The sequence below is a fragment of the Pseudomonas sp. RC10 genome (assembly GCF_038397775.1).
Classification (GTDB): domain Bacteria; phylum Pseudomonadota; class Gammaproteobacteria; order Pseudomonadales; family Pseudomonadaceae; genus Aquipseudomonas; species Aquipseudomonas bambusae.
The window spans coordinates 3494516-3505745 of record NZ_CP151650.1; the positions used below are offsets into that span (position 1 = coordinate 3494516).

General features: G+C 62.3%; 7 protein-coding genes. 3 read left to right on the forward strand and 4 right to left on the reverse strand.

Annotation, left to right across the window (positions count from 1 at the left end):
• The first annotated feature begins 219 nt into the window (after positions 1-219).
• Positions 220-1281 (forward strand): LLM class flavin-dependent oxidoreductase, encoded by a 1062-nt coding sequence (locus AAEO81_RS16130; protein ID WP_341957747.1) that lies wholly within the window; start codon positions 220-222, stop codon positions 1279-1281.
• Entirely contained in the window at positions 1274-2449 is a 1176-nt protein-coding gene (locus AAEO81_RS16135; protein ID WP_341957750.1) for a cupin domain-containing protein, read from the forward strand. Before AAEO81_RS16130 ends, AAEO81_RS16135 begins: the two co-directional genes overlap by 8 nt.
• A 9-nt stretch (positions 2450-2458) precedes the next feature.
• Here the strand turns inward: AAEO81_RS16135 and AAEO81_RS16140 are convergent, their stop codons facing one another.
• The 4 genes from AAEO81_RS16140 to AAEO81_RS16155 form a co-directional block, all read right to left on the reverse strand.
• Positions 2459-4051, reverse strand: coding sequence for an ABC transporter substrate-binding protein (locus AAEO81_RS16140; protein ID WP_341957752.1), 1593 nt, complete (start codon positions 4049-4051; stop codon positions 2459-2461).
• 174 nt (positions 4052-4225) lie between these two features.
• Positions 4226-6769, reverse strand: a complete 2544-nt coding sequence (locus tag AAEO81_RS16145; RefSeq protein ID WP_341957754.1) for a TonB-dependent receptor — start codon at positions 6767-6769, stop codon at positions 4226-4228.
• A gap of 272 nt (positions 6770-7041) precedes the next feature.
• Positions 7042-8271 carry an SfnB family sulfur acquisition oxidoreductase gene (locus AAEO81_RS16150; RefSeq protein WP_341957755.1) on the reverse strand — a complete coding sequence of 410 codons (1230 nt, stop codon included), beginning with the start codon at positions 8269-8271 and terminating at the stop codon, positions 7042-7044.
• A gap of 49 nt (positions 8272-8320) precedes the next feature.
• Positions 8321-9910, reverse strand: a complete 1590-nt coding sequence (locus AAEO81_RS16155) for an ABC transporter substrate-binding protein (RefSeq protein ID WP_341957756.1) — start codon at positions 9908-9910, stop codon at positions 8321-8323.
• A gap of 299 nt (positions 9911-10209) precedes the next feature.
• Here AAEO81_RS16155 and AAEO81_RS16160 point away from each other — a divergent pair, with 299 nt between their 5' ends.
• On the forward strand, positions 10210-11229 hold the full coding sequence (locus AAEO81_RS16160) for an ABC transporter permease (protein ID WP_341957757.1): 1020 nt from the start codon (positions 10210-10212) through the stop codon (positions 11227-11229).
• Position 11230: the final 1 nt, after the last annotated feature.

The following is an 11230-nucleotide window of genomic DNA, read 5'->3' on the forward strand; positions in this document are numbered from 1 at the left end:
CAGACATCGGCCTCTCTGTAGGAGTGAGCTTGCTCGCGAAGACGCCGTGACAGGCACCGAAATAGCATCGGATGTACCGGCCTCATCGCGAGCAAGCTCACTCCTACAGGGTGCAGCGGCGCACCGATTGATGCGTCAAACCACGATCCCCCTGTGGGAGCGAATTTATTCGCGAAGAGGCCCGCATAGACGCCACATTTCTACTATCAGGAGCACACCATGAGCCTCGAATTCATCGGGCATACCAGCAGCCGCAGCGGTGCGGAGGTGATCGAGGCCAGTGGTCCGGTCATCGACAAGGCGTACATCAAACACATGGCCCACACCGCCGAGGCCAACGGCTTTGACCGTTTGCTCATCGGCAGTTTCGCCACCTGGCCTGACAACAACCAGATCGCCGCCTACGTGCTGCACAACACCGAACGGTTGGGCGTGATGCTGGCCCACCGCCCCGGTTTCGTCGCGCCCACGGTGGCAGCACGGCAACTGGCGACGCTTGACCAGTTCAGCGAAGGCCGTCTCGCCGTGCACGTCATCAGCGGCGGCACCGACGTCGATCAACAGCGCGACGGTGATTTCCTTGCCCACGACGAACGCTACGCCCGCACCGCCGAGTACCTGAACGTGGTGAAAAAGGTCTGGCACAGCGATCAGCCGTTCGACCACCAGGGCGACTATTACCGGGTCAAGGGGGCACTGTCGAACGTCAAACCCTGGCGCGACAGCGGGGTGCCGATCTTCTTCGGCGGCTCGTCCCAGGCCGCGTTCGACGTTGCTGGCCAGCACGCCGAGGTCTACGCGCTGTGGGGCGAATCCTTGGCCCAGACCGCCGAAACTATCGCCAACGTGCGCAAGGCGGCGGCCCGTTATGGCCGTGAGGATCAGATCCAGTTTCTGCTGGCGTTCCGGCCTCTGGTGGCCGACACCGAAGACGCCGCCTGGGCCCGCAGTCGCGAGTTGCTGGCCGCTGCCAAAGCCAAGTATCCGGCCGCACCGGTCCTGCACCAGAACGTCGGTTCGCAACGGTTGCGCGATGCAGCGGCGCAAGGTGCGGTACTGGATCAGCGGCTGTGGACCGAGTTCGCCGCCGTGACCGGTGCCCATGGCAATTCCACGGCGCTGGTCGGGACGCCGCAGCAGGTCGCCGACGCGCTGTTGGAGTACCACAAGATCGGGGTCAGCAAATTCCTGATTCGCGGTTTCGACCCGGTTCCGGACACCCTGACGTTTGGCCGCGATGTGATTCCGCTGGTTCGTGCTGCTGTCGCCCGTCATGCCTGAGCGCCGTTTGCTGGATCAGTTATTCGGCGAGACGGGTGCGACTTTCGACGGGAGTAGCTTTCCGTCCAGGGTGCGGGTCGATCATGGTGATCTCCAGCGCTTGCCCGATCTCTTCAGGCACCCCGTCCTCAGTAACCTCGAACAACTGGCCGACCGCTACCGGGGGCGCCTGTCATTTGGACGCGGCCTGCGCTCGCCCAAAACCTTCGACAGCCACGTCAACGCCGCCAGCCTGCTGCAACTGGGCCTGACGGTGTTTTTTCAAGACGTGGCGGGCAGCGTTCCAGGTTCGGCCGCGTTCCTGCGTCAACTTGAAAATGAACTCGGCGTCACTCCCGGCAGCGCTCGCTTGAGTGCGTTCGCTTCACCGGGCGACGATGGCGTGTCTTGCCATTACGACGCGGAGGAGGTGATATCGATCCAGTTGCTCGGCCACAAGACCTTTCACGTCGCGCCCATGACCCAGATCGAGCACCCCTACGGCGCGCAATTCGGGCCGGAGATGGTGGCCGTGGAGAACCTCTACGAACAGGCGCGTGAAGGCTTTCCAGCCCCCGATGACGCTGCGTTCATCACCCACGACATGGCCCCCGGCTCGGTGCTGTACCTGCCGCGAGGCACCTGGCACAGAACCGAAGCCCGGGAGCCGTCGCTGTCCCTGAGCATTGTCATTCGCCCGCCGGTGCTGGCCGACGCATTGCTAAGCTGGCTCAAACCGTGGCTGCTGGGCGACTCGCGATGGCGTGCGCCGGTTTACGGTGACCGAGCGGCCCATGAGAAAGCGTTGAAACCGCTGTTAGGGGAATTGGCCCAGCGTCTCAGCGAGGGCGCCGAAACCCCGATCCTCAGTTGGAGCACAGGCCCTTCCGTGGAAAACAGCGACCTGTTGAACGTCCCGACTTCGCAGCTCTCATGGCAAACCACAGTATCCGGCAGAGCGCGCATCGAAGTCCGTGCGTTGGATCAGGACTGGCGTGAACGCGTGACCCTCGACACGGAAATCCCCGTCGCGTTGCTCCCCGCATTGGCGTGGATCAATCAACGCCCAACTGCGTTCAATCTGCGCCAACTGAGCGAACAGTTGCCGAAGATCACGCCGGGCGATCTGCGGCAATTGCTGGAGCTGCTGGTCAAGGCCCATGCCCTGCGGTTACTGGTGCCGCGCTGAACCCACGCGCTAGCCCAGACGCACCCCGGACAGATTGCCAATGAACCCACCACCCGTGGAATCGGTCAGGTTCTGCACGTTGCTGCGGGCGAGCAGGGCGTCCTCGGTGGAGATGATTGGAATCCTCGGCAAGTCTTCCAGCACCTTGTTCTGCACCTGGTGGTACAAGTCCCAGCGATGCGTCGGGTCGTTGTCCACTTGAGCCTGTTCCAGCAGGCCATCGACCTCGGCGTTCACGTAATGGGTCGCGTTGGAATAGGCCACCCCGGACTGAATGTTCTTCGACCAGTAGAAGCGTTGCAGGCCGATGGCCGGGTCCGGGGCCGTGGACGCGGGGGACAGGTTGGTGTCGAAGTCGTATCGGCCATACACCCGGTCTATGAACTGGGCGTAATCCTGATTGCGAATCTCCAGCTTCACGCCGATTTTCGCGAAGGTGCTGCGCAGGAAATTGGCCGTCTGCTGATACACGGCGGACGGACTCGGGTCGTTCTTGATGCGCAGGCGCACGCCGTCCTTGTCTTTCTTCAGACCCGCGGCTTCAAGCAAGGCCTCGGCGCGCTTCAGGTCGAAGGGGTACTGCGGCACGTCGGCGCTGTAGAACTGCGGAAAGTTTTTAGGGATCGGTGAGTCGGCGGTGGTGCCTTGTCCGAGCAGGATGTTCTTGAGGATGAACTCCTTATCGATGGCGTGGGCGAAGGCCTGACGCACCCGCAGGTCCTGGAATTCCGGCCGTTGCAGGTTGAACTCCAGGGCCATGATGCCGGTGCCGCCATACGTGTTCAGGCGATCAACGATGGTCAGTGCAGGGTTGGTTTTCAGGCGCTTGATTTCGCTGTTCGACAGGGTGTCGGCATAGGCCACGTGCACCGCGCCGGTTTCCAGCGCCGCTGACACCGAAGACGGGTCGGCCATGAAGCGATAGACCACCTGATCCAGCAGCGGTTTGCCGGACTGCCAGTACGCGGGGTTGCGTTCAAGGGTCAGGTAATTGCCGCGCACCCATTCCTTGACCTTGAACGGACCGGTGCCGATCGGCGCGGTGTTGGCCGGGTTGTTGAGGATGTCGGTGCCTTCATAAAGGTGACGGGGCAACACTTGCGAGTCGCGGGCGTTCAAGGCGCTGAGCAGATAAGGCGTGGGTTTCGACAGGTGCCAGACCGAGGTCAGCGGATCGGGGCTGTCCACGCTTTGCACGTTGGGGAACGCAGAGCGGCCTCGGGAACTGTATTTCTTCCAGACTTGTAGCACGGAAAACGCGACGTCTTCCGACGTGAATGGCTTGCCGTCATGCCACAGCACACCGGGGCGCAGCTTGAACGTGACCTGCAAGCCGTCCGCGCTGAATGTCCAGCTTTCGGCGAGTTGCGGTTGCGGACCGTTGTCGGGGCTGAGGTACAGCAGGCCGTCGAAAATCTTCGGCGAGATGAGCTGCGTGGCCGGCGCGGTGGTCAGGCCGGTGGTGAGTAAGGTCGGCTCAGGGTTTTGCGCAATGATCAGCGTGCCGCCGGGGCTGTTGCCGAAGGCGAAGCGCTGGCCGAGCAGGCCATAGGCGGCGGTGGAGGCCAGGGAATAGCCGAGGAAGGTGCGGCGGGTGACCATGTGGATGTTCCTTTTTTCTCGATTGATCGGGTGAGTCCATGCTTGCTTCTGCCCGAAGGGCGTAGGAGCGCGCTTGCCCGCGAGAGAGTGGCTGTCTCGGTGCACAGGTGTCGTCTGGACTGGCCATTCGCGGGCAAGCGCGCTCCTACAGGGGGTTAGGGCCTGCGCCTATCCTCACCAGTCATAACTCACCCGCGCGTAGTAGAAACCGCCCCCGATCCCGTACGGCGTGTTGCGGTTGGCGTACGGGTCTTCGTGGTTGATGGTGGAGGCGAGGGTGTCGGGCTGGTTCGGGGGGCGTTTGTTGAACAGGTTGTTGGCGCCGAGCGTGGCCTTGATGTTGTCGGTCACCAGGTAGCTGATGGCGGCGTCGGTGATGAACGCGTCGCTGGTGGTCGAGTCTTGCGACCGGTTCAGGACGTTGTTCACGGCGCGGGTCTTCGAGTAGTAGTGCTCGGTCAACTGCACCTGAACCTTGCCCAGTTGCCAGTCCAGCGCCGCCCGCACGATGTTCTGCGGCAATGCTTCTTCGAGCAGGGTGATGCGCTCGCGGTCCAGCAGGCTCAGTCCGGCGTTGCTCAGCACGGCAGGGTCGTCGACGCTTTTCACCTCGTTCTTGTTGCGCGCATAGGACAACGCCCAATGGGCCCGGCCGTAACGCTCGTAGTCGGCGTCGTAGTCGAGCTTGAACTCGATGCCGCGGGTCTGGGTGTCGCCGAAGTTGGTGAAATAGCGCACCTGCTGCTGGCTGGTCAGCCCGGCACTGGTCAGCGCTTGTGCTACCGCTGCGTTGTTGAACCCGTTGAAGGCCCCCGTGAGGAAGATGCGGTCGCGGATGTCGATCTGGTACACGTCGACCGACGCCGACAGGCGATCGGTCGGGGTGAAGACCAGGCCGAAACTGACGTTGGTGGACTTCTCCGGCTTGAGCTTCTTCGCACCCAGTGCCTGAGCGGCCGGTGAGTCCGGGCGCAGGGTGTCGTAGTAGTACGAAATGTACGAGGTGTTGGTGATCGGGTCGTTGACCGGCTGCACCGTCGCACTCTGGTAGTTCTGCTCCGCGAGTGACGGCGCGCGGAAACCGTTGCTCAACGTGCCCCGCACCGCGACCTGGTCATTGAACTGGTAGCGGTTGGAGAACTTGCCCGCGACCGCCGAACCGAAGTCCGAGTAATCCTCGTAACGCACCGCCAGCCCGGTGTCCCATTTGTCCGTGAGCTTTTGCGCCAGGTCGACGTAATACGCGGTGTTGTGCCGTGCTTCATTGAAGGCGAATTGTGGACTGAAACCGGTGAGAAACGCCGAACCGGCGCCGGCCAGCTTGCCCCGCAGGTTCACCGCCGGGTAATCGTTGGGGTAGCGGTAACCGCCGCCCGCGTAGGAGTAGTACTCGCCGGGGCCGAGTTCCAGTTGGTCGTAGCGGTATTCGGTGCCGATGGTCACGTTCAGCGGTGCCGCAAACAATCCGGTGTCGAAGGCACGTTGTCCGCTCAGCGACAAAATGCTCTCGCTGAATGTCAGGTCTCCGGCGTGCATGTTCTGCAAGGGCAGCAGCGCGCCGAACGAGGGGTTGGTGGTGTTGAGGATGTTGATGTCGGCGCGGTTCTGGCCGTAGCTCACGCCCGCGTCCCAACTCCAGCCCAGGATGTCCTCGGCCTTGATGCCCACGTTGAGTTGCAGGTCTTCTTCCTTGGTTTGCAAACGCGAGCTGTAGCCGCCCGGCGTGGTGATGACGTTCGACGTGGCGTTGGTTTCGGAGCGGAACGAGCCCTTGGCCTCGGAGGTGCGCGGGGCGTAGGTGGCGAAGGAATACAGCGCCAGGTTGTCGTTCAGCGGCAGGCCGATGTTGTAGGCGAAACTGGTGCTCTCCTGAATCGGCACCACCTCGTAGTTTTCCGGCACGTTGCGGTTGGCCGTGGCTTCGCGAGGGTCGTTGGGCGAGGCGTAAATCTGCCAGATGGACTGGCTCGGCTGCTTCCACGGGCCGACGGTGTGGCTGTCACCGGTTTTCAGGTACGACAGGCTGAAGTTGGCGAAGCCGCCGTTTTCACCCAGTGCGAAACCGGAGTTCAGGCCGCCGGTGTAAGTGGCACCGGCGTCGCCGAGGTTGCCGACTTTCGAAACCTCGTGGTTGTACTCGCCGTAGGAGACGTCCGCCGAGCCCCCGGATGAGGCGGATTTGAGGATGACGTTGATCACCCCGGCAATCGCGTCCGAACCGTATTGCGCCGCTGCGCCATCGGTCAGCACTTCGACCCGTTCCACGGCCGAAATCGGGATCAGGCCAAGGTCTGCGGCCGATGAACCCAAGGTCGCGCCGCCGCTGTTGTTGATCATCGACGTACCGTGGCGCCGTTTGCCGTTGACCAGCACCAGCACCTGATTCCCGGACAGCCCGCGCAAAGAGGAGCCGCCCACGTTTTTCGACAGGGCGCCGCCGTTGCTGTTGATGTTGATATAGGACGGCGCCACTTGGGACAGCGCCCGCCGCAAATCGCTGGCCCCGGTGGCGCGCAACGCATCGCCCTTGATCAGCTGCACGGGAGCGAGGGCCTTGAGCGCCGTGGTCTCGACCCTGGAGCCGGTCACGACCACGGTTTCGAGGCGTTCCTTTTCGTATTCGGTTTCAGCGTTGGCGGTATCGAACGGCGCGAGACTGGCGGCGCCGACGGAAAGAACCACGCCAAGGGTATGGCGTCTGGACGGGAGTGAAGACATGGGTATGTGCCTGGTGTTGCTTCTGCATTCTTCGCTGTGTGTGCAGGAGTGAGTCGACGCTGGCCGGTTGGGCCTGGCAGGGTTTTGGGTGTTAACGGTTGTAGCTGCGGGCGTCCGGGATGGGGCGGTCCTGAACTGCCCCGAAGAAATTGGACACCCATCCAACCCTTGGGGCAGTTCCTTACTGTGGGAGCGAATTCATTCGCGAAAAGGGTTCAGGCGTTGGAGATGTATCACCTGTACCGACTTCGCGAATGAATTCGCTCCCACAGTCACCGCCCCAACAACTGAAACTTCCCGATCAAATTGAATTTCCACGCCACCGGGTCGTGGACGGTGTGGGTGCGTGCATTGCGCCAGTGGCGGTCGTAGCCATATTCGAGGCGGGTGGAGCTGGCGCCGCCGAGCTGGAACAGTTTGTTGCTGGCCAGCAAGGCCGCTTCGGTGGTGAGGATTTTCGCGGTGGCCAGCGCCGACGAGACCTGAATCGACGGCCCCGGCCCTTGCTCCGCTGTCACCCGGTCGAACAACGCCGCCGCTTTTTCCAGCACCGCTTCTCCGGCGTGAATCCGCGTGTGCAGGTCGCCGATGATTTCCAGCACGTACGGGTCTTCGGCGACGGCGGTGACCCCGGTGCGCGCATAGGGCCTGGCGTGTTCACGCACGTAATCCAGCGTGTCGCGAAACGCTGCCCTCGCGATGCCCAGGTCCAGCGCGCTGTGAAACAGATCGGGAATGCCGTAGGTGTTGGCGCTGACTTTGCCCTGTTCGGTGTCGAGCACGTGACTGTGTTCGACGCGCACGTTATCCAGCAGCAGGGTGCCGCTGGCGGTGGTGCGCTGGCCGAAGCCGTCCCAGTCGTCAATGATGCTCAGGCCCGGTGCGTAGCGGTCCAGCACAGCGGTTTTCGACTGGCCGTTCTCGTCCACGCAGCCCACGGAAATCAGCTGGGAAAACAGCGCCCCGGTGGAATACGCCTTGGACCCGTTGACCCGATAGTGATCGCCTTCACGGGTGATCTGCGTGCGTGTGGTGCCCGCGGGCAAGCTGCCGCCCTCGGCATGGCCGTTGCCCCAGCGATAGCCCTCCAGAATCTTGCCGAAGAACAACGCCTGCTGCTCCGGACGGCCCACCGCCTCGATCACGCTGCACGCCAGAATGATGCTCAGCATCAGTTGGCCAATGGAGGCGTCGGCCTCGCCGATGATCGCCACCACTTCGGTCAGCGTCCGGTACGACACCTCGGCACCGCCAAACGCCTTGGGCACGCGAATCGCCAACAACCCGCTGTGGGCGAAGTCGTCCAGCTCCTGCCACGGCAGCTGGCGCTCGACGTCACGGCGTTGAGCGTTCAACCTGAACACGGCGGCCAGCCGTTCAGCCGTCTCCACCGCTTCGCGTTCACTGCGAATGACCTGGGCCGGGCGGGCAGGGGCGGTGACGTTGCGCTCTGAGGCTGAAGGGTTCGACGAGGCGTGCCGGGCAAACGATGTGTCGGTCATGAAAGAGGTGTCCTGTTCCTGAAGGGCGTCGGTGAATCTGGCGACGGCATCACGCCTGATAACGGGCGTCGGCGAAATTGCCGTACAGCGCTTCCGAAGAGTTGAAGAAATCCTTGAGCTGTTTCTGGGTGACCACCACCACCGTCGGCGACACCAGCGGAATTTTCGGCAAATCCGTGAGCACGATCTGCTGAAATTCGGCGTAAAGGGCCTTGCGCTTAACGGGATCGACCTCGCCCTGGCCCTGTGCAAGCAGTTCATCGACACGGGTATTGGCGTAACGCGCGCCATTGGAGAAGGCGATGCCGGGCTTGAAGTTCGACGACTGATAAAAGCGCTGGGTGCCCATTACCGGATCGGGACCGGCGGTGGCGCTGACCAGCGTGGTGTCGAAGTCGCGGCGGGTGTACACGCGGTTCACGTATTCGGGGAAGTCCTGGGAGCGGATCACCAGCTTGACGCCGATCTTCGCCAGGTTACTGCGCAGGTAATGGGCGATCTGCAGGGTTTCATTGGCCGGGTTGGGGTCGTTGTAGACGGTCAGCCGCACGCCGTCGGCGCCTTTCTTCAACCCGGCCTCTTCCAGCAGGGCTTCGGCCTTGGCCAGATCGAAGGGGTAACGCGGCACGGTGTCGTCGTAGAAATCGCTCATGCTCGACGGAATCGCGCTGTACGCCGACTTGGCAAAACCGAAGTAGATGTTCTTGACGACGAAATCCCGGTCCACCGCATGGGCAAAGGCTTGACGCACGCGCACGTCCTGAAACACCGGCTTTTCCAGGTTGAACTCGAAACCCACCAGCCCCGGCGAATACGGCGCGCTGATCTCGCTGACTTGCAACTGCGGCACGTTGCGCAGGCGCTTGACGTTGCTCAGGGCCACCGACGCCAACTGAACGGCCTGGGTTTCCAGCGCGGCGGAGGCGGCGGTGAGGTCGGGAATGATGCGGAAAATCAGGCTGTCCAGGTGCGGCTTGCCGGTGTCCCAATACTGCTCGTTCTTCACCAGATTGATCGATACACCACGGTCCCAGCGCTCGAACTTGAACGGGCCGGTGCCGATGGGCTTGATGTTGTACGGGTTGGTCAGCGGGTTGCCAGCGTCGTACAGGTGCTTGGGCAACACCTGCGCATCGGTGGATGACAGCGCGCTGAGCAGATACGGCGTGGGGGTGGAGAGGGTGATCACCACTTGCAACGGCGTCGGCGTTTCGACCTTGCTCACCGGCGCGAAGGTGGTGATACCGCGAGAATTGAATTTGCGCCAGATGTTCTGCAGGGAAAACGCCACGTCGTCGGCGCTGAACGGCTGGCCGTCATGCCAGGTGACCCCGGCCCGCAGGTTGAAGGTGTACACCAGCCCGTCGGCGCTGACGTGCCAGTCGGTGGCCAGCCGTGGGACCGGTTGGCGTTGGTTGTCGTAGGACAGCAGGCCATCGAACAGCTTGCTGGTCACCGTATAAATGGTGCCGTCGGTGGTCAGCGCGTTGGTCAGGACCGTAGGCTCGGGGAACTGCGAGACGACCAGCGTTTGCGTGCCGTCCGTGGCGGCGAACAGCCCCGAGGCGTGACTGGACAGCCCGGCAGCGGCCGCCAGAATCGTGGAATGTTTGATGAACGTTCTTCTGCTCAACGACATGCTGCACCTTCAATGACGCGGACGAGAGAGACGCGCGCACTCATGGTCTGGCCTGCGCGGCGATCTTATTAAGAAGTAAGGGAGGCGATGTTCTGTTGGGCATCAGAATCGAACCGCGAGACTAACGGACTTATTCCAGCGGACACAAGTGCCGGTCTTATAACTTTAAATTCAGACTTCATGCCGCGTGGCTTTATAAGTTTAGAACTTTTTATGCGGTGTTCGCGCCGAAAAATTACTGTATTAGTGTTCGCCGTTGAAACAGTCCTCGCTCAATTCGATTGTTTATAGAGAACTCGATGTCGGTCCGAACTTTCTACCAGCGTTTAACTCAGCGGCTGCATTCAGGCTTTCGCAGTTCACTGTTTCGTGCCGTGCCGACCGCCCTTGGTGTGATCGTCCTCAACTTTATTCTGTTGCAGATGGTGCCGGGGGACGCTGTCGATGCGTTGACCGCCGAAGCAGGCTCCGCGACCGCGGAAACCAGCGCCTTGCTGCGTCAGCAATACGGCCTCGACAAATCTTCGCTGGCGCAATTCGGCGACTATGTGAATCAACTGGCCCACCTCAGCCTCGGCGACTCGCCCCGGTACGGCATTCCGGTGCTGGACGTGATCAGCCAACGCCTGCCCAACACCTTGTTGCTCATGGGGCTGGCGCTGGCGATTTCGTTGGTGGTCGGCGTCATCCTCGGGGTGATCATGGCGCTGTGGCAGGGCAAATGGCCGGACCGCGTGCTGTCGTCGCTGGCGTTCGTGCTGTATTCGACGCCGGGTTTCTGGATCGGCTTGATGGCCATCGTGCTGTTCGCGGTCAAGCTGGAATGGCTGCCCAGTGGCGGCGACGGGACCATTGGTGCCGGGCTGACCGGCATCGATAAATTCGTCGATAAGTTGCAGTACGCGATCCTGCCCGCACTGACGCTGTCCAGCTTCTTCATCGCGATTTATGCCCGGCTGACCCGCGCCTCGGTGCTGGAAGTCCTGACCCACGATTACGTGCGCACCGCCCACGCCAAGGGGCTGACGGCGTGGCACATCACTTGGCGCCACGTGCTGCGCAACGCCTTGCTGCCCTTGACCACCGTGGCCGGGACGCACTTGGGCGGCTTGCTCGGCGGCGCCGCCGTGGCGGAAACCGTGTTCGGCTGGCCGGGCATCGGGCGCCTGACCCTCGAAGCGGTGCAGGCCCGTGAATACAAGGTGTTGCTCGGCATTCTGCTGCTGTCGTCGTTCATCGTCATCGTCGCCAACCTGCTGGTGGACCTGCTGCACAAACGGCTCGATCCCCGGATATCTCCACGAAAAGGGGGGCGTTGAG